Origin of the sequence: Reyranella sp., from assembly GCF_965228225.1 — a bacterium.
Classification (GTDB): domain Bacteria; phylum Pseudomonadota; class Alphaproteobacteria; order Reyranellales; family Reyranellaceae; genus Reyranella.
Genome location: NZ_OZ245801.1, coordinates 5,764,903 through 5,786,593, shown reverse-complemented (window position 1 = coordinate 5,786,593; position 21,691 = coordinate 5,764,903). Strand labels below are relative to the sequence as shown.

The 21,691-nt window shown below is 67.0% G+C and carries 24 protein-coding genes; 6 read left to right on the top strand and 18 right to left on the bottom strand.

What is annotated here, in order from left to right; genetic code table 11:
- Positions 1-80: 80 nt before the first annotated feature.
- From ACO07K_RS28060 to ACO07K_RS28050, 3 genes are read left to right on the top strand one after another with little or no spacing between them, the layout of a single operon-like run.
- Positions 81-581 carry a hypothetical protein gene (locus tag ACO07K_RS28060; protein WP_422033707.1) on the top strand — a complete coding sequence of 167 codons (501 nt, stop codon included), beginning with the start codon at positions 81-83 and terminating at the stop codon, positions 579-581.
- Positions 578-1,783 carry a tetratricopeptide repeat protein gene (locus ACO07K_RS28055; RefSeq protein WP_422033706.1) on the top strand — a complete coding sequence of 402 codons (1,206 nt, stop codon included), beginning with the start codon at positions 578-580 and terminating at the stop codon, positions 1,781-1,783. Before ACO07K_RS28060 ends, ACO07K_RS28055 begins: the two co-directional genes overlap by 4 nt.
- 10 nt (positions 1,784-1,793) lie before the next feature.
- Positions 1,794-2,261, top strand: a complete 468-nt coding sequence (locus tag ACO07K_RS28050; protein WP_422033705.1) for an MmcB family DNA repair protein — start codon at positions 1,794-1,796, stop codon at positions 2,259-2,261.
- A gap of 3 nt (positions 2,262-2,264) precedes the next feature.
- Here the strand turns inward: ACO07K_RS28050 and ACO07K_RS28045 are convergent, their stop codons facing one another.
- The 5 genes from ACO07K_RS28045 to ACO07K_RS28025 form a co-directional block, all read right to left on the bottom strand.
- The gene (locus ACO07K_RS28045) at positions 2,265-4,439 is read right to left on the bottom strand and encodes a peptidase domain-containing ABC transporter (RefSeq protein WP_422033704.1); all 2,175 of its coding nucleotides are present in this window, start codon (positions 4,437-4,439) and stop codon (positions 2,265-2,267) included.
- 109 nt (positions 4,440-4,548) lie between these two features.
- Positions 4,549-5,835: a methionine adenosyltransferase gene (metK, locus tag ACO07K_RS28040; protein ID WP_298314620.1), complete on the bottom strand. Its 1,287-nt coding sequence runs from the start codon at positions 5,833-5,835 to the stop codon at positions 4,549-4,551.
- A gap of 202 nt (positions 5,836-6,037) precedes the next feature.
- The gene (locus ACO07K_RS28035; protein WP_422033703.1) at positions 6,038-6,451 is read right to left on the bottom strand and encodes a helix-turn-helix domain-containing protein; all 414 of its coding nucleotides are present in this window, start codon (positions 6,449-6,451) and stop codon (positions 6,038-6,040) included.
- A 218-nt stretch (positions 6,452-6,669) separates the two neighbouring features.
- Positions 6,670-8,190 (bottom strand): apolipoprotein N-acyltransferase, encoded by a 1,521-nt coding sequence (lnt, locus tag ACO07K_RS28030; RefSeq protein WP_422033702.1) that lies wholly within the window; start codon positions 8,188-8,190, stop codon positions 6,670-6,672.
- Between the two features lie 13 nt (positions 8,191-8,203).
- Complete coding sequence (locus ACO07K_RS28025; protein WP_298314626.1) at positions 8,204-9,040, bottom strand: hemolysin family protein; 837 nt, start codon at positions 9,038-9,040, stop codon at positions 8,204-8,206.
- A 165-nt stretch (positions 9,041-9,205) separates the two neighbouring features.
- On the opposite strand from ACO07K_RS28025, the gene ACO07K_RS28020 reads away from it, so the two are divergent.
- Positions 9,206-10,036 carry an aldo/keto reductase gene (locus ACO07K_RS28020; RefSeq protein WP_422033701.1) on the top strand — a complete coding sequence of 277 codons (831 nt, stop codon included), beginning with the start codon at positions 9,206-9,208 and terminating at the stop codon, positions 10,034-10,036.
- Positions 10,037-10,175: 139 nt separating this feature from the next.
- On the opposite strand, the gene ybeY is transcribed toward ACO07K_RS28020, so the two are convergent.
- The 6 genes from ybeY to ACO07K_RS27990 all read right to left on the bottom strand — a co-directional run bounded on the left by ybeY (position 10,176) and on the right by ACO07K_RS27990 (position 15,309).
- Positions 10,176-10,685 (bottom strand): rRNA maturation RNase YbeY, encoded by a 510-nt coding sequence (gene ybeY, locus ACO07K_RS28015; protein ID WP_422033700.1) that lies wholly within the window; start codon positions 10,683-10,685, stop codon positions 10,176-10,178.
- Entirely contained in the window at positions 10,657-11,586 is a 930-nt protein-coding gene (locus ACO07K_RS28010; RefSeq protein WP_422036716.1) for a PhoH family protein, read from the bottom strand. The genes ybeY and ACO07K_RS28010 overlap by 29 nt, the downstream gene beginning before the upstream one ends.
- A 41-nt stretch (positions 11,587-11,627) precedes the next feature.
- Complete coding sequence (gene miaB / locus ACO07K_RS28005; RefSeq protein ID WP_422033699.1) at positions 11,628-13,040, bottom strand: tRNA (N6-isopentenyl adenosine(37)-C2)-methylthiotransferase MiaB; 1,413 nt, start codon at positions 13,038-13,040, stop codon at positions 11,628-11,630.
- A gap of 60 nt (positions 13,041-13,100) precedes the next feature.
- Complete coding sequence (locus tag ACO07K_RS28000) at positions 13,101-13,970, bottom strand: lysophospholipid acyltransferase family protein (protein WP_422033698.1); 870 nt, start codon at positions 13,968-13,970, stop codon at positions 13,101-13,103.
- The gene (locus ACO07K_RS27995; protein ID WP_422033697.1) at positions 13,963-14,739 is read right to left on the bottom strand and encodes a GNAT family N-acetyltransferase; all 777 of its coding nucleotides are present in this window, start codon (positions 14,737-14,739) and stop codon (positions 13,963-13,965) included. Before ACO07K_RS27995 ends, ACO07K_RS28000 begins: the two co-directional genes overlap by 8 nt.
- 132 nt (positions 14,740-14,871) lie before the next feature.
- Positions 14,872-15,309 (bottom strand): Fur family transcriptional regulator, encoded by a 438-nt coding sequence (locus ACO07K_RS27990; RefSeq protein WP_298314641.1) that lies wholly within the window; start codon positions 15,307-15,309, stop codon positions 14,872-14,874.
- A 44-nt stretch (positions 15,310-15,353) separates the two neighbouring features.
- Between ACO07K_RS27990 and ACO07K_RS27985 the strand changes: the two genes are divergently transcribed.
- Complete coding sequence (locus tag ACO07K_RS27985; RefSeq protein WP_422033696.1) at positions 15,354-15,587, top strand: sulfurtransferase TusA family protein; 234 nt, start codon at positions 15,354-15,356, stop codon at positions 15,585-15,587.
- Here the strand turns inward: ACO07K_RS27985 and ACO07K_RS27980 are convergent, their stop codons facing one another.
- Together ACO07K_RS27980 and tsaB are read right to left on the bottom strand one after the other, a co-directional pair.
- Positions 15,588-16,058 carry a GNAT family N-acetyltransferase gene (locus tag ACO07K_RS27980; RefSeq protein ID WP_422033695.1) on the bottom strand — a complete coding sequence of 157 codons (471 nt, stop codon included), beginning with the start codon at positions 16,056-16,058 and terminating at the stop codon, positions 15,588-15,590.
- The gene (gene tsaB, locus ACO07K_RS27975) at positions 16,058-16,732 is read right to left on the bottom strand and encodes a tRNA (adenosine(37)-N6)-threonylcarbamoyltransferase complex dimerization subunit type 1 TsaB (RefSeq protein WP_422033694.1); all 675 of its coding nucleotides are present in this window, start codon (positions 16,730-16,732) and stop codon (positions 16,058-16,060) included. Before tsaB ends, ACO07K_RS27980 begins: the two co-directional genes overlap by 1 nt.
- Before the next feature lie 45 nt (positions 16,733-16,777).
- On the opposite strand from tsaB, the gene ddpX reads away from it, so the two are divergent.
- Positions 16,778-17,362: a D-alanyl-D-alanine dipeptidase gene (gene ddpX, locus ACO07K_RS27970; RefSeq protein WP_422033693.1), complete on the top strand. Its 585-nt coding sequence runs from the start codon at positions 16,778-16,780 to the stop codon at positions 17,360-17,362.
- Between the two features lie 13 nt (positions 17,363-17,375).
- Here ddpX and ACO07K_RS27965 read toward each other — a convergent pair whose 3' ends face one another.
- The 5 genes from ACO07K_RS27965 to ACO07K_RS27945 form a co-directional block, all read right to left on the bottom strand.
- Positions 17,376-18,479, bottom strand: a complete 1,104-nt coding sequence (locus ACO07K_RS27965) for a glucosaminidase domain-containing protein (RefSeq protein ID WP_422033692.1) — start codon at positions 18,477-18,479, stop codon at positions 17,376-17,378.
- 100 nt (positions 18,480-18,579) lie between these two features.
- Positions 18,580-19,128, bottom strand: coding sequence for a NifU family protein (locus ACO07K_RS27960; RefSeq protein ID WP_422033691.1), 549 nt, complete (start codon positions 19,126-19,128; stop codon positions 18,580-18,582).
- A 289-nt stretch (positions 19,129-19,417) separates the two neighbouring features.
- Positions 19,418-19,900 carry a universal stress protein gene (locus ACO07K_RS27955; RefSeq protein WP_422033690.1) on the bottom strand — a complete coding sequence of 161 codons (483 nt, stop codon included), beginning with the start codon at positions 19,898-19,900 and terminating at the stop codon, positions 19,418-19,420.
- Between the two features lie 16 nt (positions 19,901-19,916).
- Positions 19,917-20,762 (bottom strand): TIGR02186 family protein, encoded by an 846-nt coding sequence (locus ACO07K_RS27950; protein ID WP_422033689.1) that lies wholly within the window; start codon positions 20,760-20,762, stop codon positions 19,917-19,919.
- Positions 20,759-21,685, bottom strand: coding sequence for a sulfite exporter TauE/SafE family protein (locus ACO07K_RS27945; RefSeq protein ID WP_422033688.1), 927 nt, complete (start codon positions 21,683-21,685; stop codon positions 20,759-20,761). Before ACO07K_RS27945 ends, ACO07K_RS27950 begins: the two co-directional genes overlap by 4 nt.
- Between the last annotated feature and the right edge of the window lie 6 nt (positions 21,686-21,691).

The following is a 21,691-nucleotide window of genomic DNA, read 5'->3' as shown; positions in this document are numbered from 1 at the left end:
GTTTCGTGTTTCGGCCTCATTTCCATGCTAGACGATTTACCATTCCGCCAGTATCCGCCGCGCTTTCCGGGAGCCTCTCCGTGCACTTCGTTCGTTCCGCCCGCGCCCTTCTGCCCCTCGCCGGGGCCGCCCTGTTGCTCGCCGCCGCCGTCCAGCCGGCCGCCGCCGCCGGCCTCGAGGAAGCGGTCAAGGCGCTCCAGGCAGGCGATGTCGTGACGGCAGAGAAGGAACTGCAGCTTCTTGCCAAGGAGCGCGATCCGCGTGCCCAGTTCGTGCTCGGCCTCTACATCTACGGCAATGCGGAGTCGAAGCTGTTCGACATCAACAAGGCCACCCCTCTGCTGCTCGACGCTTCCGAGCGTGGCTATCTGCCGGCCATGATTCCCCTGGCCGGCGCCTATGCCGAGGGCAAGGGCGTGCCGAAGAGCCTGTTCGAGGCGTACAAATGGTGCGCCATCGCCGAGCGCTGGAACGTCCCCAACGCCAACCTGGCGCTTGAGCAGGCCGGCCGCGAACTGCCGGCCGCCGAGGTCGAGAAGGCCAAGGCCGCTGCGGCGGCCTATACGTTCAAAACCAAATGATCGCCGCGCGATCGGCGCTCGCCGCGGCCTTGGTGGCCGCGAGCGCCGTCGCGCACGCCCAGCAGCCGCCCGACGCGTCGGACGTGGCCCCGCCGTTGCGTCCCGCCGTGGTCGCCTATCGACAGGGTGACATCGCCACCGCCGAGCGAGCCCTACGCTCCCTCGGCGCCCCGTCGGCCGACTCCGAAGCCTGGCTGGGCGCCGTCCTGCTAGACCGCGGCAACAAGCCGGAGGGACTGAGGCTGATCCAGCGCGCCGCCGATGCAGGCTCCGCCGAGGGTCAACACCGGCTGGCGCTGGTCCTGATCAATGGTGACGCCGGCGTGCCCCCCAACCCCGCCGGTGCCGTCGCGCTTTTCGAGAAGGCGGCGGCCCAGGGACACCGGCGCGCACAGCTCAATCTCGGCACGCTCTATTTTCGCGGCCAGGGAGTCCCGCGCGACCTGATCCAGGCGCGCGCGTGGCTCGAGCAGGCCGCCATGGACGGGGATGTGTACGCCACGTACGCGCTGGCCCGCGCCATGTCCGAAAGCGCACCACCGGCGTCCGCCGATCCGACGCGCGCGGCCGATCTGTTCCGCAGAGCCGCCGAGAAGGGCCACATGCGCGCCGCCCTGCGTTACGGTCTGGCGCTAGCCGAAGGGTCGGGCGTCAAGCAGGACCTTGCCGCCGCCCAGCGCTGGCTGCTCCAGGCCCAGCAGAACGGTGTGCCGGAAGCGGCACTCGCCCTGGGCGACATGGCGGTCCGCACACCGGCGACGCGCGACAAGGCGGCCAACGAGAAAATCCTGAAATCGGCCATCAGCTGGTATCAGGTGGCCGCCGGGGCCGGGGTACCGTCAGGCCAGTTCAAGCTTGCCAATGCCTATCTCGCCGGCTCTGGCGTTGCGCGGGATCCCGTCCAGGCCCAGCTCTGGTATTCACGGGCCGCCCAGCAGGGATTGCCGGAGGCGCAACAGGCGCTGGGCGTCATGCTGCTGACGGGCGTTGCCGGCACGATGGACCCGGTCGAAGCCTTCAAATGGCTGTACCTCGCCGAACGCGGCGGGCATCCGGAAGCCCGCGCCGTCCGCGAGAAGGCCGGCGACAAGGTGGCCGATCGGGACCGCAAGCGCGGCGAGGCGTTGGCACAGACCTTCAAGCCGACTTTCGAACTGCCCAGCGACGAGAGCCTGCCCCGCCTCGTCCCTGTCCGCCGCTGAAGCGACCCGCGTGGATGCTACGCAGAAAGTTGCGCGCCAGACGCGTCCCGACACCACCCTCGCAGTCTGTCGCGGTGCGTGCCGACTGATGCGTCAGACCGGCCGGTCGGTCCTGCGTGAGCTTCCGTTGCCCGACGGGCGGCGCGCCGACATCATGGCGATCGCCGGCAGCGGCGAGCTCACGATCGTCGAGGTGAAATCCTCGATCGAGGACTGGCGCGTCGACCAGAAGTGGCCCGACTATCTCGCCTGGTGCGACCTCCTCTACTTTGCCGTACCCGTCGATTTCCCCCAAGCGCTGATCGCCGAGGAAGTCGGCCTGATCGTCGCCGACGCCTATGGAGCTGAGATCCTGCGTCATCCCCTCCGCCGCCCGGTCGCGGCGGCGCGGCGCAAAGCGCTGCTCGTCGACTGCGCACGGCTGGCCTCCGAGCGGCTGGCACGCCTCGAAGATCCCGAGTTCGTCGACTTCGCCTGACCCTCAGCCGGGCATCGGGCGAGCCGCGCCGCGACTGGCCTCGGCCATCCGGATGCGGGCATAGGCCATCACCTCGGTCGGCGGGCCGATGCGCTCGACGCGGCCATCCATCACGAGCGCCACGCGGTCGGCAATGGCGAGAGGCGCCAGCCGGTGGGTGATCATGATGACGGTGCGCCCCCGCGTATTGGCCTTGAGCTGGCGCAGCAACTGCTCCTCGGTGGCCGGATCGAGGGCGCTGGTCGCCTCGTCGAGGATGAGGATCCGCGGATTGCGGATCAGCGCCCGGGCGATGCAAAGGAGCTGGCGCTGGCCCGTCGACAGGCCCTGCCCGCGCTCTCCCAGCACGGTGTTGTAGCCCTGCGGCAGGCGCTGGATGAATTCATGGGCGCCGACGAACTTCGCGACGGCGACGACGCGGCCGGGATCCTTGTCCGCGACGCCCATCGCGATGTTCTCGCGCACCGTCCCGGTGAAGAGCTGGACGTCCTGCGGCACTGCGCCGATCTGCGCGCGCAGCTGCGCCGGCGAGATATGGGCGATGTCGGTACCGTCAACCAGCACGCGGCCATCCGCGGGACTGACGAGCCCCTGCACCAGATTGGCGATCGTGGTCTTGCCCGAACCCGACGGCCCCACGATGCCGACGATCTCTCCGGCTGCCACGGTCAGATCGGCTTCGCGCAGGATCGGCGCGCCGCGCTCGTGCACCCGGTAGGTCACGCGCTCGAGCGCGATCCCGCCGGACAGGGCCGGCATCGGCGCGAACTCCCCCGGCGGCGCCTCCGGAGTCTCGTGCATCAGGGCATCGACTCGCTTGAACGCGGCGCTCACGCCCTGGAGTTGGTGCCAGGCGGACGCCAGCTGCCGCATCGGCTGCAGTGCTCGCGCGGCGAGCATGTTGGCGGCGATGAGAGCGCCGATCGTCAGGCGCTGGTCGCCAATCTCGGCGACACCGACCATCACGATGACCAGCGAGGCCACGAGCTGGAGCGTGCCAGAGGCGCTCGCAGCAATGCTGGCGAGGTAATTGGCCCGCAGACTGCTGCGGGCCGACTGCTCGACCCGAGTCTGCCAGCGCTTCTCGACCTCGGCCTCGAGTCCCAGCGCCTTGATCGTGGCGGCGTTTGCCACGGTCTCGGTCAGCGTCGAACTCTTGGCGGCCAGCGCCTGGAAATTCTCCTCCGCCAGGCGCCGCTGCGCACGGTGCGCGGCAAGCGACACGCCGACCAGCACCGGAATGGCCAAAGCGGTGATCAGACCCAATGTCGTGCTGATCACGAAGACGGCGATCAGGAAGAGCGCGACGAACATGAGGTCGATCGCCAGCACCGGCAGCTGTCCCGTCAGGAAGCCGCGCAGCACGTCGAGCTGGCGCAGCCGCTCGGCGATGACGCCGGAAGGGGTGCGCTCGAAATGCCGGTAGGGCAAGGCCATCAGGTGATGCAGCACCTCGGCGCTCATCAGCGCGTCGAGCCGCGCGCCGGTCTTGGCCGAGAGCCAGCCTCGCGCCACGCGCAGCCCGAAATCGACGGCGTAGGCCAGGACCATTCCCGCACAGAGCATCAACATGACCGACGACAGACCGGCCGGCGGCTGGCGCCCGGTGACCAGGTTGACCACCACCATCATGAAGAGGGGTGTGAGGAGCGCGAGTAGGTTGATGGCGAACGAGGCCGCGGCGAGCTTGAACACGACGGGCCGCACACGTGCCCAGAGCGGGGCGTACCAATGATCGGCCGGGCGCGCACCCAACGGCTGGCGCAGCAACAGGGCACGTGAGCCAAGGCTGCCGACCTCCCGGGCGGCCACCTGCCAGACACGGCCCACGACGACATCGAGGATCGTCCAGGTGTCGGCGCGGCCCGAGACCACGACATGGACGCGACCGTCCGCCGCGAGGAGGGCGAAGGGCAGAGGCAGTTCGTCGAGCGGACGCGACGCGAACTCGATCGCCTCGCTCTCGAGGCCGAGCCGCACTGCCGCGGTCAGAAACGACGCCTCGTCGAGGCCGGCCTCAGGCACGGCGGTCAGGCGCCGCACATCGGCTTCACTGACGGGCCGGCCCACCTGCTGGGCGATGTAGAGCAGGGCCCTCATCAGGGAATCGACGCGGAGGCGGCCGCCATCGTCCCATACGGACTGCTGCTGGAAGCCTCCGTTCTCGAGGGGAGCCATGCCGAAGCGTACCAGAAACGCCCCTGAATTCAATTATGTAGGGGAATTTCCTAAAGCAAAGGGCGCGCAACTCGCATTGCGCGCCCTTCGTTCGTGACGATCGGAAGGTCTAGCGGGCGCCGAAGGCGCGCTTGAGCTCGGCCACCAGGTCGGTGCGCTCCCAGGAAAAGCCGCCGTCCTTCTCGGGCTTGCGACCGAAATGGCCGTACGCCGCGGTACGCTGGTAAATCGGCTTGTTGAGCTGCAGCGACCGACGGATGTTGGTCGGGCGCAGCGGGAAGAGCTCCGACAGGACCTTCTCGAGCTTGCGCTCGTCGACTTTGCCTGTGCCTTCGGTGTTCACATAGAGCGACATCGGATCGGCCACGCCGATCGCGTAGGCAACCTGGATCAGGCAGCGGTCGGCGAGGCCGGCGGCCACCACGTTCTTGGCCAGGTAGCGCGCGGCATAGGCGGCCGAACGATCTACCTTGGTCGGATCCTTGCCGGAGAAGGCGCCGCCGCCATGCGGAGCGTAGCCGCCGTAGGTGTCGACGATGATCTTGCGGCCGGTGAGACCGCAATCGCCATCGGGACCGCCGACGACGAAGTTGCCGGTCGGATTGACGAAGAAGTCGGAAGCCTTCTTGGGCATCCAGCCCTTGGGCAGCGACTTCTCGACGTGACCCGTGATCATCTCGCGAATCATGGCGGAGTTGTACTTCTTGCCCTTGGCCGTCGCCTCGCGATGCTGCGTGGAAACCACGACCTTGGTGGCGCCGACGGCCTTGCCGTCGACATAGCGAACCGTCACCTGGCTCTTGGCGTCGGGCTGCAGGTCTCCGAGCTCGCCCGAACGGCGGGCCTTGCTCAGCACTTCGAGGATCTTGTGCGAGAAGAAGATCGGCGCGGGCATGAACGAGCCCTTCTCGTATTCCTCGCTGTCGCGGCAGGCGAAGCCGAACATCAGGCCCTGGTCGCCCGCACCTTCCTGCTCGCCGAGATTGCCGCCCTTCTTCTTGGCATCGACGCCCATCGCGATGTCGGGCGACTGGCCGTGCAGCAGCACCTCGACGTCGGCACCATGGAAGGAGAAGCCGTCCTGATCGTAGCCGATGTCGCGCACGACGTTGCGCGCGATCTCTGTGATCGCCTCGCGATTGACGACGGTGTTCTTGCCGTACTTCTTCATGTACGGCTCGGAAGCGCGGCCTTCGCCGGCGATCACGATCTTGTTGGTGGTGACCAACGTCTCGCAGCCGAGGCGCGTATTGGCGTGGCTGTCGTCGGCATGGCCGAGCTTCACGTCATTGGCGATGAAGGCGTCCAGAATCGCGTCGGAAATCTGGTCCGCGACCTTGTCGGGATGGCCTTCCGAAACCGACTCACTGGTGAAGATATAGTCCTTGAGCGCCAACGTTCCCTCCCAAAGTGCACTGGACTCCGGGCAGGGCGGGTGTACCGCCAACGTCCGGCTTAGCCTTTGTTTGCGCGGTGGCAAGTCGTCCAAATCCGTCCGCGGCGGTCCCGACCATCGAGACCGCGCTCCGTTAAAACCTCAAAAACCGATTGAAAGCAAGAGGATCGCAGGGCGAACGCCTGCGCCTCCCGTTACGGCGCTAGCGACCCTTGCGCGCACCGACCGTTTCGGCGTGGCTGGCCACGCCCACGGCCTTGACCATCTCGAAGATGCGCTTGCGCACCTTGTTCTCACGGATCTTGTAATAGGCGCGGACGAGCTCGAGGGTCTCGCGCTTGATCAGTGGATCCTTCTCCTGCTCGAATGGCGTGCCCGCCTCGCCGAAGCCCTTGCGTCCGCGCCCAGACATCGGGCGCCCCGCGAGAGCATTCGAGGGCATTTCGTCGAAGAAGTAGGACACCGGCACGTCCAGGACCTTGGCGAATTCGAACAGTCGGCTCGAACCGATGCGGTTGGATCCGCGCTCGTACTTCTGGATCTGCTGGAAGGTGAGGCCGACCGCCGTCCCCAGTTTTTCCTGGCTCATGCCGAGGAGAGTGCGCCGCTGGCGCATGCGTGCTCCGACATGGACATCAACGGGATGCGATCTCGCCATGGGTCCCCTGCTCCTTCCCAATAAAATCTCCGAAAAACGCGCATAGGGCCAAATCGTGGCCGAATGGCGTGCAGCGACTGCTGCCAGAACCTCATGTGCAAAAATGCATATCTACACGCGCAGGCTGCATATTACCTAGCGCCGTCCCCCATGGAATGCAAGCAGGTCGTTAGGAGCTAACGCTTTGAATTGCCTGTTATTTCACTATATGTGAAGCGGGATAATGCCATCAGGACGGCAACCGCCATCATCAGGAGCGCGACCAGAGTCCCGTCGCCCCAGCGCCCATACGGCGTGGGCTCGCGCGCGGGCGGAATCACATGATCGATGATCCCCTCCTGCTGCATGTCGAGCGCCGCCAGGACCCGGCCATGGGCGTCGATCACCGCCGAAACGCCCGTATTGGCGGCGCGCAGCATCGGCAGCCCCTCCTCCACGGCACGCAGACGGGCGCTGGCTAGGTGCTGGTACGGGCCGCTCGAGAGACCGAACCAGGCATCGTTCGTCACGTTCAGCAGCCAGCGGGGCCGCGCGCCCGGGCCGGTGACGGCGGCCGGAAAGATCACCTCGTAGCAGATGATGGGCGAGAAGGATGGCAGGCGCGGCAGATCCAGCGTCACGCGCGATTCTCCGACCTCGAACGAGCCGCGGCCGATGAAGCCGGAAACCGGGGCGAGCTGCTTGTGGAACGGAATGTACTCGCCCAGGGGAACGAGGTGGACCTTGTCGTAGGTCGCGACAATCTCTCCGGCGCCATTGATGACCAGCAGCGAATTCCAGACGCCGTCCTCGCGGTTGCGGGTCCCGCGCGCCGCCCCGGTGAGGAGGTAACCGCCCGGAGGAACGGCCGTCGCCATGTACTCGAGGGCCGCCGAGCCCGGTTCGACGATGAAGGGCGGCGCCGTCTCGGGCCAGATCATCGCCGCCAGCCCGTCGAAGCCGGGGCGGCGGCTCATCTCCACGAGTTTGGCCATGTGCTGCGCGCGCAGCTCGGGCCGCCACTTTTCCGCCTGGAGCGTGTTGGGCTGGACGATGCGCACCAGCGGCCCGCCCGGCGCTTCGAGGGGCGCCATTGCGGCCTGGCCCGCGAAGCCCGCGGCGCCGACGGTGACGAGGGCGAGGATCGAGGCCCGCCAGCCGGCGGCCGGCGCGGCCAGGATCACGAAGGTGAGCAGCCCGAGTCCATAGACGCCGAACAGCGCCGCGCCCTGGAGAAGCGGCGTGGCGAAGGCCCAGACATGGCCGAGCGGATTCCACGAATAGCCGGTGAAGAGATGACCGCGCAGCCACTCCGCGATCGTCCAGGCAACGGCGAGCAGGAGAAGGCGGCAATACCGGCCTCCCAAAGACGGCCAGCGCCCGGCGACCCATTTCGCCGCCCCTGCGGCCATCGCGGGGAAGAAACCGAGCAGCGCCGCCAATCCGACGACGATCGGCGGGCCGAGCAGCGCGAAATCCGCGGGCGGCACGAAGAAGGCTTCGACGATCCAGTAGGATCCGACGGCGAAATGGCCCATACCCCAGGCCCATCCCCTCAGCAGCGCGCTCTTCGGCCCGGACGCGGTGTCCCACAGCCAGACGAAGGCCACGATGCCCAGGACGGCCAGCGGCAGCCAATACAGCGGCGGCATCGCGAGTGCGGCGAGCGCGCCAGCCAGAAAGGCGACGCCCGCGGCGCGCCAGCTCGTGAGGGTCATCGCGTCCGATCGGTTATTTGGCGGCGGGCACCGTCGTCGGCGCCCGCACCCGCAGGCGGCGGATCCGTCTCGGATCGACGTCGAGAATTTCGAACTCGATTCCCGACGGATGGCGGACCACCTCGCCGCGCTCGGGAATGCGCCCCAGCAGCGAGAAGATCAGCCCGCCGACCGTGTCGATCTCGCGCCGCTCGTCTTCAGAGAGGACCTTGCCGATCTCTTCCTCGAGAAGCTCGATGGGGGTCCGGCCATTGACGTCGATCGTGCCATCGACGCGGCGGGCGACGGTCGGGGTCTGCGCGACGTCATGCTCGTCCTCGATCTCGCCCACGATCTCCTCGACGAGATCCTCGATGGTGAGAAGCCCGTCGGTGCCGCCGAATTCGTCGACCACCAGCGCCATGTGCGTGCGCGAGCGGCGCATGTCGAGCAGCATGTCGAGGACCGGCAGGGTCGGCGCCACGAACACGACCCGGCGCAGAATGTCGCGCAGATTGAACTTCTTGGAGGTGCCCCAGTAGGCCAGCACGTCCTTGATGTGGATCATGCCGATCACGTCGTCGAGCGACTCGCGGTAGATCGGATAGCGCGAATGCGCCTCGGCCTGGATCAGGCGCACCACCTCGTCGAGCGGCGTATCGGCGGCGATGCCCACGATGTCGACCCGGGGCACCATGACGTCGGCGACGGTCTTGTCGCGCAGCTTCAGGATGTTGGCGAGCAGGACCCGCTGGTCCTCGCTGATCGGCGTGTCGCTCTCGGGCGTCTCCTCGATCAGCTCCTCGATCGCCTCGCGGACCGCTTCGTTCTTCTCGCGGCGGCGGAGGCGCCGGAGGATGGCGCGCAGCAAACCGCCGCTCGAGGGGACATCGGGAACCGGCGATGTCACCGGGGTGGCGAGAAGCTCAGTCGACGAAGCCGGGCTGAAGCCCGGCCTGGTACTGTGCGCTGTGGAGTCAGGCATGGCTGGTAAGATAGGCTATCGGCTCCGCGTTGCAATCCATGGAAGTTCCCTATGCGTTCCTGCAAGCTGCCTTCCGGAGCGGAAATGCCGGTGCTGGGCCTCGGCACCTGGCGTATGGGCGAATCCGGGCGCCGGCGCGCCGAGGAACTCGATGCGCTGAAGTACGGCCTCGATCTCGGCTATCCGATGATCGACACGGCGGAGATGTACGGGGAAGGCGGCGCCGAGGAGATCGTGGGCGATGCGCTCGCAGGTCGCAGCACCCGGCCGTTCATCGTCAGCAAGGTCTACCCCCACAACGCCTCGCGTGCCGGCACGATCGCCGCCTGCGAGCGCAGCCTGAAGCGCCTGCGGCTGGAGCGGATCGACCTCTATCTTCTGCACTGGCGCGGTGGGGCCCGAATCGCGGAGACCTTCGAGGCCTTTCACAGACTGCGGGACGCCGGAAAGATCGGCGATTTCGGCGTCAGCAACTTCGACCTCGACGACATGGAAGATGCCGCCGATCTCGACAAGGGCCTGACCGGCACCAACCAGGTTCTCTACTGCCTGTCGCGGCGAGGGCCTGAGTTCGACCTCCTGCCCTGGATGCGCAAGCGCTCGATCCCGCTGATGGCCTACTCGCCGCTCGACCAGGGGGCGCTCCTGCGCAAGGCGCCGCTCCGGAAGATCGCCGATGAGGTGGGCTGCACGCCGGCCCAGCTGGCGTTGGCCTGGTTGTTCGCCCAGCCGGGCGTCGTCACGATCCCGAAATCGGCAAGCCGCGAGCGGGTGAAGGAGAACTTCGCGGCGCTCGACGTGAAGCTGACGCCACAGATCCTGGCCGAGCTCGATCGCGCCTTCCCGCCGCCCAGGACGAAGCAGCCTCTCGAGATGCTCTGACAGGTTCGCGAAGCGGGTTTTTCAGAAGGACCGACGAGCACCCTTGCTCCGTCAATGGTCCGGGCGACCCGAGAATCAGGGGGTGCGACTCCGGCTTCGTTTGTTTCGATTATTTCGGTTATTTCGTTTGTCCGCCCGGTTACGGGCTTTCGCGACCCTGCTCATCCAGGGCATAGGGATCGGCGATCCCGAGTTTCGCCAGGATGCGACGCTCCAGCGCTTCCATGCGCTCGGCGTCGGCCTCGCCCGTCTCGTGATCGTAGCCCAGCAGGTGCAGGGTACCGTGCACGACCAGGTGCGTGAAATGGTCGGCGGCCGACTTGCGCTGTTCACGCGCCTCGCGCCACACGGTCTGGCGCGCCAGCACCATGTCGCCCAGGAACTCGCGCTCGCCGGAGGGATAGGAGAGGACGTTCGTGGGCTTGTCCTTATGACGATCCCGCGCATTGAGGGCGCGCACGCCCTTGTCGTCGTCCAGCGCCACGTTGAGCGAACGGCGGCTGCTTCGGCGCGCGCCGGCGAAGGCCGCCCGCGCCGCGCGCCGGGCAAGCCGTTCGGCATCGGGCATCGCCTCGATCCACCGCTCGTCGAGCACGACGACCGTGCAGCGGAGCGCCGGCTTAGCCTTTGGCTTTCTTGTCTCGGACATCGTAGGCATTGACGATGCGCGTCACGAGGTCGTGGCGCACGACGTCCTGGGCCGTGAGCCGCACGAAGCGCACGCCCTCGACATCGGCCAGCGTCTCGACCGCATCGTTCAGGCCCGACTTCTGGTTGTTGGGCAGGTCGGTCTGGCTGGGATCGCCGGTGATGACCATGCGGGAGCCTTCGCCGAGACGGGTGAGGAACATGCGCATCTGCATCGGCGTGGTGTTCTGCGCCTCGTCGAGAATGACGTAGCAGTGCGCGAGCGTGCGGCCGCGCATAAAGGCGAGCGGCGCGATCTCGATCTCGCCGGATTCCATACGGTGCGCGATCTGCTCGGGCGGAATCATGTCGTGCAGCGCGTCGTAGAGCGGCCGCAGGTACGGATCGATCTTTTCCTTCATGTCGCCGGGCAAAAAGCCCAGCCGTTCGCCGGCCTCGACCGCCGGACGCGACAGCACGATGCGCTCGACCTTGCCGGCCAGCAGATGCATGACGCCCATGGCGACCGCAAGATAGGTCTTGCCGCTGCCGGCGGGGCCCAGAGCGAACACCATGTCGCGCTCGCGGAGTGCCGTCAGATAGCCGCGCTGGCCGGGCGTGCGCGCCTGGATGGTGCGTTTGCGCGTGCGGATGCTTTCGGCGTCGCCGCCCTCGGCGCCGCTGCGGGCAAAGCGCACGGCCGCGTCGATGTCGGCCCCTTCGATGGTGAGGCCGCGCTTCAGCCGCTCGTAAAGGCCGGAGATCGCCTTCTGCGCGATGGCCGCGTCGTCGGGCGTGCCGGAGATGGCGAGCTGGTTGCCGCGGGCGCTCAACTGAACGTTTGCGAGCTGCTCGATGCGCACGAGATTCCGGTCGTGATTGCCGTACAGAACGGCAAGCAAGGCGTTGTCATCGAAGGTCATGCGCCGAACGTCGGCGGCGCGCGTACCGGCGACCGGGTCGCTCACGCGGCAGCCTCAAAAGGGCCGACGACGATCTCGCCCAGCAGGCTGTTGGCATAGCCCTCGATCAGCCGCACGTCGACGATGCGACCGAACAGCCGCGGGTTGCCCTGGACATAGACAGATTGCAGCCAGGGCGTCTTGCCGATGATCTGGCCGGGCTTGCGGCCGGCCTCTGCGAACAGCACCGGCACGACGGTACCGGCCTTCGATTCGTTGAAGTCGCGCGCCTGCTTGCCCACGAGTGCCTGGAGCGCCGCCAGCCGGGCGACCTTCACGTTCTCGGGCACCTGATCGACCAGCGCCGCACCGGGCGTGCCCGGCCGGCGGCTGTAGCGGAAAGCATAGGCCGAAGCGAAACCCACCTCGTCGATGAGCCGCATCGTGTCGTCGAAATCGGCATCGCTTTCACCCGGAAAGCCAACGATGAAGTCGGACGACAACGCGAGGTCGGCACGCGCGTTGCGCAGGCGCTCGACGATGCGGAGGTAGAGATCGCGGTCGTGGCGGCGGTTCATCGCGTCGAGGATGCGGTTCGATCCCGACTGCACCGGCAGGTGCAGGTAGGGCATGAGCTGCGGCACGTCGCCATGCGCGGCGATCAGCTCGTCGTCCATGTCGCGCGGATGGGAGGTCGTGTAGCGCAGGCGCGCCAGGCCCGGGGTCTCGCCGATCGCCCGCAACAGGCGCGCGAGGGACCACGTCGAGCCGTCGGGACCCTCGCCGTGATAGGCGTTTACGTTCTGACCGAGCAGCGTGAGTTCGAGCGCGCCCGCGGCGACCAGTTGCCGCGCCTCGGCGAGCACGGCAGCCACCGGTCGCGAATATTCCATGCCGCGCGTGTAGGGCACCACGCAGAAGGTGCAGAACTTGTCGCAGCCTTCCTGGATGGAGAGGAAGGCCGAGCCCGCGCGGATGCCCTGCGGCGACGGCAGGTGATCGAACTTGCTCTCGGGCGGAAATTCCGTGTCGAGGATGCCGGCACCGGGCTGGCGCCTGCCGACGTCGCCGCCAGCGGCCTTGCGCGCCACCTGCGCCAGCAATTCGGGAAACCGGTGATAGGCCTGCGAGCCGACGACGATGTCGACCGCGGGCTGGCGCCGGATGATCTCCTGGCCCTCGGCCTGGGCCACGCAGCCGGCGACGGCAATGGTCAGGTCGCGGCCCACCGCCCGGCGCTCGGTCTTGACGTCGCGCAGCCGGCCCAGCTCGGAATAGACCTTCTCCGAGGCATGCTCGCGGATGTGGCAGGTGTTCAGCACGACCAGATCGGCCTGTTCGGGCCCGTCGGCCAAGGCATAGCCCAGCGGCCGCAGGACGTCGGCCATGCGGTCGGAATCATAGACATTCATCTGGCAGCCATAGGTGCGGATGAACACGCGCTTGGGCTGCCCGTCGGTGCGGACGTCCTTCATCGGTCTCCGGTGCTGGAACGGCGGGTTTCTATCACCCGCGCCCCGCAGGGTCGAGGGGCGTCAGGACGGGGAGCCAGTCGGCACCGGCTCGGTCAGGGAGGGCATCAATTCGGGCCGGCCCGAATTCGCCGCCTGGACCCCGGCGGAGACCTGGCGGAAACAGTATTCCGCGAGCTTCTTGCGATCGCCGAGGCGTTCGATGTCGATCGGCGGAAAGAAGGTCACGACCGCCTGGGTCTCGCCGAGGCAGACCATCTGCCAGAGATGCGGAACCAGATCGAGATCGCCGAACCAGGCGAACAGCGGTCGCCAGTAGCGGCCGAGGGGAATGCCGTCGAGACGGGTGTAGGAGATCGCCACCGGCTGCACGACGATCGGCCGGTCATCGCGCCGGAGCTGCGCCACGCCAAACAGGGCGCTGCGGAACGGCAGCACGCGCGTGCCGTCGCTGCTCGTGCCCTCCGGGAACAGCATCAGATTGTCGCCCGTGTTCAGCCGCTTCATCATCTCGTCGCGGCTGTCGCTGGTCTTGTTCGAGCGCCGCTCGACGAAGATGGTGCGTTGCGCCTTGGCCAGCGTGCTGAAGAACGGCCAGGTCGCCACCTCGGCCTTGGCAACGAAGCAGCCGGGAATGAGGCCGCCCAGCACTTCGATGTCGAGATAGGAGACGTGATTGCAGACGAAGAGCGTCGGCGTGACCGTCGAGCGCTGGCCGTTCACCTTCACCTTGATGCCGAGGATCAGGCACACCGTCCGGTGATAGATGACCGGCAGCCAGCGAATGACCGGCGTGACGCGGAAGGCGAGCGCCAGCAGATGGAACGGCAGCATCACCAGCGTGAGCAGCAGATAGCTCAGGAGCCGAAATGCGCCGCGCAGCGGTGAGCCGATCCAGGTCGCGGCCAGGGGAGCGCCGGCCTTGCTACTCACGCATTCCGCGTTCGTAGTGGCGGATGTACTTCTCCGTCACCAACTCGGTCTTCACGGTGATGAAGACATCGGTACTGTTGAACTCGTGGTCGATCACCGCGCCGTCGCCGACGAAGCCGCCGAGTCGCAGGTAACCCTTGATCAGCGGCGGGACGCGCGCCATCGCCTTTCGCGGGTCGTAACTGCCGGGTTCGAGCATATCCATTTTCACGTAACGGTGCGGCTGGGCCCGTACGCGAATCTCCGGCGGCGCGAGATGGTGGTGATAAAGGTAGGACAGCGCCTGCGCGTGCTGCGTCGGATCGGTGCCCGGAATGCTCGCGCAGCCGAACATCACCTGGATGTTGTAGTGATAGGCATAGAGCGCGATTCCGCGCCACAGCATCTGCATGGTCGCGGTGTTGCGGGCGTCGCGGGCGATGCAGGAACGACCGAGTTCCAGGACCTCGCCCGGATAGTCGATCATCTTCTGGATGTCGTATTCGGCCGACGAATAGAACCGGCCCATCTTCGCCGCGGCAGGCCTGCGGATCAGGCGATAGGTCCCGACGATGCCTTCCGGTCCGTCGCCGCGACGGCGGTCGAGCACCAGCAGATGGTCGCAGACTTCGTCGAAAGGATCGAAATCGCGGCCGATCGTCCGCATCTCAGCGGAGGGCTGTGCCGACATTTCCTCGTAGAAGACGCGGTACCTCAGCGCCTGCGCCGCCTCGATCTCGGCGACCGTCTGGGCGAGGCGAACCTCGAAGTCGCCGGCGACGACCTGCACGATCTCCCGATTGGAGATGGGCGGTCCAAGAAGCTCAGCTTCACTGTCAACGCGGTCAATGCGCATGTGTCATCCGCAAGGGGGCCGCCCCGATCATGGGCCCATTATCGGGCTGCCGATGGGCTCGTCCACTTATTTTTGGCGGTCGGATTTTCCATCCAGGGGAACGCCATAGAGCTCGAGGCGATGACCGACGAGCCGGTATCCGGCCTTCTCGGCGATCTTGCGCTGAAGCTCCTCGATCTCGTCGTTGTGGAACTCCACGACCTTGCCGCTCTGGATGTCGATCAGGTGATCGTGGTGCTCGTCCGGCGTCTCCTCGTAGCGCGCCCGGCCATCGCCGAAATCGTGCTTGGCGAGAATCCCCGCCTCTTCGAAAAGCCTCACCGTCCGATAGACCGTGGCGATGGAGATGTTTGGATCGATCGCCGTCGCGCGACGATGCACGGCCTCCACGTCGGGATGATCCGACGCATCCGACAGGACGCGCGCGATGACGCGTCGCTGGTCGGTCATTTTGAGGCCGCGCTCTGCGCATAGGAGTTCGAGCTTTGATTTCCTGTCAGGCATGCCGTGCTACCCTACACCGGCCGACGTTCTCGGTATAGTTGGACATGTCCATACGCGCTGACCATGACATCGACATTACCGGCGAGGTCTGCCCCATGACCTTCGTGCGGACGAAGCTCAGGCTGGAACGCATGAATCCGGGGGAAACCCTTGCCGTTCGCCTGCGCGGCGACGAGCCGCTGCGCAATGTCCCTCGCGCCGCAAGGGATGAAGGCCACACGATCCTGGGCATCGAGACCGCCGGGGATATCCACACCATCACCATTCGCCGCCTGTGATCAGCTGAGAGTGAGACGCATGACGAGCGCATCAGCGGCCGGGCGATCCCCGCGGGGATAGTAGGCGGAGCGACGCCCCACCGTCTCGAAGCCCATCGCCCGGTAGAGCGCGAGGGCGCCCGGATTATCCGCACCGACTTCGAGGAAGAGCGTCAGGGCACCCTCTGCCTGGACCCTCTCGACGACGGCACCCAGCAGTCGGCGGGCAGCGCCACGGCGGCGTTGCGCAGGATTCACCGCGATGGTGAGCAACTCGGCCTCGCCCGCCACGATCCGGCAGATCGCCATGCCGATGTCCGCACCGGCTTCCGTCAGCAGGAAACCGGCCACCCCCGGCGAGGCGAGCAGGCCCGCAATGTCGGCCCGGGACCAGCCGCGTTCGCCCATCGGCTCGAACGCCTCGCGATGGAGATGCGACGTTCGGTCGAGGTCGAGGGCGCCCACCGGGCCGAGAGCGAAGCCCTCGCCCATCACTCCACCGTCCGGCGCGCGCCGTTGGGCAGGGTGATGTTCACGCCGCGCAGGTAGAGTGGCCGCGGCAGGCCCTCGGCACGATTTCGCGCGGCCCATGCCTCGACGCCCGTCTCGTCGGCCAGCCGGCCGAGCACCGCCGGATCGGGCGGCCCCTCCCGCTCGCTCGCATCGACGCCCGCGGACTGCAGCGCGCGGACGAGCGCCTCGATGTCCTTCCCGACGATCAGACAGCTCTGTCCGGCAAGGCGTGCCGCCAGATCCTCGGCCGTTGCGGCGAAGGGCGCAGGATCGTCGCCGATCGCGCAGAACCAGTCGCCGAGCTTGGTGTCGATGGCGGCAACCACCAGCCGGTCGCTCGCCGGCGCCTGCGCCTGCAGCACCGCCGTGCTGGCGATCCCCGCCAGGGGCAGCCCCAAGCCGACGGCCAGACCGCGTGCCGCCGACAGGCCGACCCGCACACCCGTGAAACTGCCGGGCCCGATGGTGACCGCAACGAGATCGATCTCCGCCTTCGCCACACGCGCCTCGGCCAATGCCGTTGCGATCGCCGGCAGCAGCCGCGCCGCCTGGTCGCGCCCCTCCTCGAACAGGCTCGCCAGGGCAACGCCGTCGCGCACGATTGCGACGCCCTGCCCGCTCACCGCGCAGTCGAAGGCCAGCACGGTGCTCATGCCGTTCCTTTCCGCAGGATACTGGCACGCAGGATACTGGCGTCGATGGAAGCGGCTGGGCATTGTGGCGTCATGAAGCTCGACCTTGTAGCGATCGTTCCGCCCGATTTCGACGTCGACGTCACGCTGGCTTATGCGACGACGGCCAATCTAACGGGACAGCCGGTCTATCGAAACGCCGAATGCTGGCTGCATCGCGAGGCGGCCGACAGGCTGGCGGCGGCCATCGAACTCGCCCGGCCGCTCGGCCTCAGGCTGCGCATCTTCGACGCCCTGCGGCCGGTCGAAGCGCAGTGGGCCTTGTGGAACGTGAACCCCGACCCCGAATTCATCGCCGATCCCCGCCGCGGCTCGCCGCATTCGCGGGGTGTCGCGGTCGATCTCAGCCTGCTCGACGCAAAGGGCGACGAACTCGACATGGGAACCGCGTTCGATGCCTTCACGCCGCTCTCGCATCACGGGCGGACCGACATCTCCGTCGAGGCTCAGCGCAACCGCCTGCTGCTGATGGGCCTGATGACGGCGGCGGGCTGGGACTTCTATCGCAACGAATGGTGGCACTATCAGCTGTTCGACGCGCGGCGCTATCCCCTCGTCGCCGATGCCGACCTGCCGCGGTCGATGATGTAGGCGCCGGGCTTGCTCAGAAGCCCGACAGCTTGGCCTTGTCGAAGTCGCGCAGATCGTTCTCGCGCATGATCTGCCGCACGAACTGCACATACTCCTGGCCGCGCTCCGAATACCGCAGAAGCGCGCCGATCAGACGGAAGCCGTCCGGATCCTCGCCGCGCTCGCGCATCGCCGCCCGCTGGCTGCGGAAGCCGGCATAGGCGGGATGGGTGTTGAGGTTGGTGATGTAGGCCTCTGTCGATTCGCCCACGTCGGTGAACGGCTGGGGCATGCCGGCGCCGGGTTTCCACGGCACCGAGACGCTGTGGCGGCCGACCGACTGGATCTGGCCATACAGGGCATTGCCGTTGCGCGCCGCGAACGAGGTGCCCCAGCCCGATTCCACACCGCCCTGCGCGATCGCCATGGAGGGCGGAACGATGTCCACCCGACGCACCAGCTCATCGATCTTCTCGACCGGCGTGTCGTAGCGCTCGGCGAGATCCTCGAGCCAGATGCGTTCGATGGCCGTCAACATCTGCGGCGTCGAGACGAGCTTGTCGCGCAGATAGAGCAGCTGTTCGCGATCGGCGAGCACCCGCTGATTGACCTCCAGGATCACGGGCAGCAGCGCCGTGATGAAGAGCATCTTGCGCTCAACTCCGTCCTTGGTGCCGAGATCGGCCGGAACCCGGTCGACCTTGACCGGCGGTACCGCCTCGCCCTGGCGGATGTCGGTCAGGGTGTAGGAGACGTCCCGGAAGAAGCCGGCGAGTTCGTCGGCCGTGCGCGGGCTGATGGCGCGCACCTGGACCTGGCGGCGAACCGCGTTGCCCGGCGCCGCGAAGCGTCCGTGGCTGCCTGCGCCCTCGCGCGTCGAGCGGTACGCAACGTCGTCGGGCTCGCTCACTTCGTGACGCACGAACATGATGGCCGCGGGTTCGACGTCGACCATCTGCAGGGGCTCCGGCTCGGCCTCCTGGGCATAGGCGCTCCCGACACCGAGAGAGACATAAGGCACATCGGCCGACGGCGACGGCTTGTAGAAGCCGACCCCCGTTGCAAGAACCGCCGCCCAAGCAGCGGGAAAAGCATAGTTGCGCCCACGCTCGATGGCGGGCCGTAACGTCAATCGCATACCACACTCTTGATTATCGTTTGTCGCAAAGACGGCCCATCGCGCGGCCCTACAGGGCCGCGTGCGCCATCCCAACGCGTACGCTTGAGCGAAATCGGCCCTACTGGGCCGCCTGAACTTCCACGACTTCCGGCACGTAGTGCTTCAGAAGGTTCTCGATTCCCATTTTCAGCGTGGCCGTCGAACTCGGGCAGCCCGAGCAGGAGCCCTGCATGTGCAGGTAGACGATGCCATCGCGAAAATCGTGAAACACGATATCGCCGCCGTCCTGGGCCACTGCGGGCCGGACGCGGGTGTCGAGTAGTTCCTTGATCTGGGCAACGACCTCATCGTCGTCCGCGGCCACGGTCGCAGCGGCCTCGCTGTCGGCGATCACGGGATCGCCCGACGTGAAATGCTCCATGATGCCGCCGAGGATCGACGGCTTCATGATCTGCCAATCCCGGTCGGCCGTCTTGGTGACGGTCACGAAGTCGGAGCCGAAGAACACGCGCTCGACCCCTTCCACCGCGAACAGCCTCTTGGCAAGCGGTGACGGCGTGGCGGCCTCGACGTTGGCGAAATCTGCCGTCCCCTTCTCCATGACCACGCGGCCAGGGAGAAACTTCAGGGTCGACGGATTGGGCGTCTGCTCGGTCTGGATAAACAAACCTACCTCCGGTTCGAACGCTTCGGGGGGACCCCTCGGCATCGCTCAGGCTGGGGATCAGGACGTCTCCATCCCCACTCGATGGCTTCGGACGTAGGAACCGGTTGCAAGTCGATCAAGATGATTCTTGAGCGCCACTGTATAAATATTATGGAATATTGACTGATTATTTATATTTTACAGTATGTTAATTTGCGAAATACCCGGCACGACCCAATTGCTTCAATTGTACGCAAAGAAGATTATGCGCGCATATCGCCGCAGAAGGCCCGCCATCTTTTCGCGCGCATCATGAAATGGCGTCGATCTCCGCTTCGGTGAGCGCGCCCGGAACGATGGTCAACGGGATGCGAAGCTGTCCACCCGCCTTGCCGGTGAAGGCGGTCACCAGCGGCCCCGGCCCGTCGCTATCCGACGCGCTGCCGAGGACGAGGACGGAGATCGAACGGTCCTCGGCGAGGAGCTTCGCGAGTTCGTCGCGGCTCTTGCCTTCGCGGATATAGATCGACGGCGGCTGGCCGGTCATCGAAACCGCCACGTCGGCGTGCTGGGCGACCACGGTCTCGGCCTGCTGGCGCGCTTCCTCGCGCATCAGCTCGACCACGGAGCCCCATTGCTGTCCTTCCGGCGGGTCCATGACGTAGAGCATGGCAACCCGGCCGCCGGTGCGCTTGGCGCGGCGGCAGGCATAGTGAAGGGCGTTGCGCATCTCCGGACTCTCGTCGACCACGACGAGGAAGACGCGCTCGCCGGGCCTGGGCTGCTCGCTCATGTTCCTTCCCCCTGTTCTACAGACGCCGCATGACCGCGCCGCCGAGATAGCCGACCAGCAGCGCCATCAGGATGGCTCCCAACCCATAAAGGGCCCCCTCATGCGCCGACCAGCCCGCAAGCTGGGCGCTGAAGCCGACCTTGCCGACCGGCAGCGGCCGCGAGATGGCTGCAACGATCTTCCCTTCGCGCAGCAGATAGACCCGGATGTCGTAGACGCCTTCCGGCAGGCGGGACGGAAAGGGCAGGTCGACCCGGAACAGGCGGCCCGCCTGGACGGTCACCTGGCCGATGGCCGCAGGATAGAGACCCTCCCGCCGCTTCACCTCGACGAGGCCGGCGCGGAAACGCGCCAGCTCCGCGGCATCGCGCGGCGTCGCCGGCTTCAGGCTGGCAAGCCGGTCCTCGAGCGACAGGATCTCACCGCCCGCCCCGCGTGCCAGCAGGCGCTGCAGGGGCTGGCTGGCGGCGATGGCGTAGTAGGCCGGCACATCGTCGAAGGCCTGTCGTCCGGTATTCAGCCAGATCCCCATGAAGCGCTGCTTGCGCATCACCGTCTCGCGGGCCGGCGGACCGGCCACGACGACAACGATCTCGCCGGGCGGGTCGAACATGCCGAACAGCAGGATACTCTCGCCCTGGAAAGCCGAGGTGATCGACACGCGGGCGAGCGACAGATCGACGATCAGATCGGGGGTGGTGGGTTCGGTCGGGACCGAGGGCGGGACGGTCCCGTCGGGCGGGCCGCCGATCCCCGGCGTCGCCAGGCCGCCCGGGGCCGGCTCCAGACGCGGGCCCTGCGCCAGCCCGTCGGTCGCGCCGGCGAGAAGCGCGAGACTGGCGAGCAGGCCGAGCCACTTCATGGCAGCACCTCGCGGGCGCCGAGCGAATAGAGGGAGGTCGGCGTCCGCAGCAGCTCGGTCAGGAGCTCGCCCGCCACCGCCAGGATCAACACGGACATCAGCGCCCGCAGCGCAAGACCGGGCAGCTTGGCGGCAATCCGGGCGCCGATCGGGGCGCCCACGACGCCGCCCAGGATCAGCAGCAGCGCCAGCACCACGTCGACGGTGCCGTTGGTCGCGGCCTGCAGGAAGGTAACGTTGGCCGCGACGAACAGGATCTGGAAGTTCGACGTGCCGATCACCACCGCCGTCGGCATGCCCAGCAGGTAGATCATGGCCGGCACCAGCACGAAGCCGCCGCCCACGCCGAGGATCGCCGACAATACCCCGATGATGAAGCCCAGCCCGAGCGGCAGCAGGGCGCTGATGTAGAGCTTGGACTTGTAGAAGCGCAGCTTCAGCGGCAGCCGGTGCACCAGATAGTGGCTGTGCAGCTTGCCGCGCGGCCCCTCGGGATTGCGCTTGCGCTTGAAGTACGTGCTCAGGCTCTCCGCCAGCATGAGCAGGCCGATGGCCGACAGCATCACGACGTAGAGCACCGCGATCACGAAGTCGATCTGGCCGATGCGCTTGAGGTAGGTGAACAGCCAGACTCCGGCCGACGAGCCGAGCATACCGCCCGCCAGCAGCACCAGGCCCATGCGGAGATCGACATTGCCGCGCCGCCACTGGACCTGCAGCGAGGAGATCGAGTTGGACACCACCTGGTTGGCCTGGCTGGCGACGGCGACGGCCGGCGGGATGCCGACGAAGATCAGCAGCGGCGTGGCGAGAAAGCCTCCCCCCACTCCGAACATGCCCGAGAGAAGGCCCGCTGCGGCGCCGAGGCCCAGCAGCACGAACACGTTCATCGAGAGCTCGGCGATGGGGAGATAGATCTCCACGCGACG

Bases quoted from the DNA above. Each gene is read 5' to 3' on its own strand.
- ACO07K_RS28055 (WP_422033706.1), top strand. From the start codon at position 578: ATGATCGCCGCGCGATCGGCGCTCGCCGCGGCCTTGGTGGCCGCGAGC.
- ACO07K_RS28045 (WP_422033704.1), bottom strand. From the start codon at position 4,439: ATGGCTCCCCTCGAGAACGGAGGCTTCCAGCAGCAGTCCGTATGGGAC.
- ACO07K_RS28035 (WP_422033703.1), bottom strand. From the start codon at position 6,451: ATGCGCCAGCGGCGCACTCTCCTCGGCATGAGCCAGGAAAAACTGGGG.
- lnt (WP_422033702.1), bottom strand. From the start codon at position 8,190: ATGACCCTCACGAGCTGGCGCGCCGCGGGCGTCGCCTTTCTGGCTGGC.
- ACO07K_RS28020 (WP_422033701.1), top strand. From the start codon at position 9,206: ATGCGTTCCTGCAAGCTGCCTTCCGGAGCGGAAATGCCGGTGCTGGGC.
- ybeY (WP_422033700.1), bottom strand. From the start codon at position 10,685: ATGTCCGAGACAAGAAAGCCAAAGGCTAAGCCGGCGCTCCGCTGCACG.
- ACO07K_RS28010 (WP_422036716.1), bottom strand. From the start codon at position 11,586: ATGACCTTCGATGACAACGCCTTGCTTGCCGTTCTGTACGGCAATCAC.
- miaB (WP_422033699.1), bottom strand. From the start codon at position 13,040: ATGAAGGACGTCCGCACCGACGGGCAGCCCAAGCGCGTGTTCATCCGC.
- ACO07K_RS27990 (WP_298314641.1), bottom strand. From the start codon at position 15,309: ATGCCTGACAGGAAATCAAAGCTCGAACTCCTATGCGCAGAGCGCGGC.
- ACO07K_RS27985 (WP_422033696.1), top strand. From the start codon at position 15,354: ATGTCCATACGCGCTGACCATGACATCGACATTACCGGCGAGGTCTGC.
- ACO07K_RS27980 (WP_422033695.1), bottom strand. From the start codon at position 16,058: ATGGGCGAGGGCTTCGCTCTCGGCCCGGTGGGCGCCCTCGACCTCGAC.
- tsaB (WP_422033694.1), bottom strand. From the start codon at position 16,732: ATGAGCACCGTGCTGGCCTTCGACTGCGCGGTGAGCGGGCAGGGCGTC.
- ddpX (WP_422033693.1), top strand. From the start codon at position 16,778: ATGGAAGCGGCTGGGCATTGTGGCGTCATGAAGCTCGACCTTGTAGCG.
- ACO07K_RS27965 (WP_422033692.1), bottom strand. From the start codon at position 18,479: ATGCGATTGACGTTACGGCCCGCCATCGAGCGTGGGCGCAACTATGCT.
- ACO07K_RS27955 (WP_422033690.1), bottom strand. From the start codon at position 19,900: ATGAGCGAGCAGCCCAGGCCCGGCGAGCGCGTCTTCCTCGTCGTGGTC.
- ACO07K_RS27950 (WP_422033689.1), bottom strand. From the start codon at position 20,762: ATGAAGTGGCTCGGCCTGCTCGCCAGTCTCGCGCTTCTCGCCGGCGCG.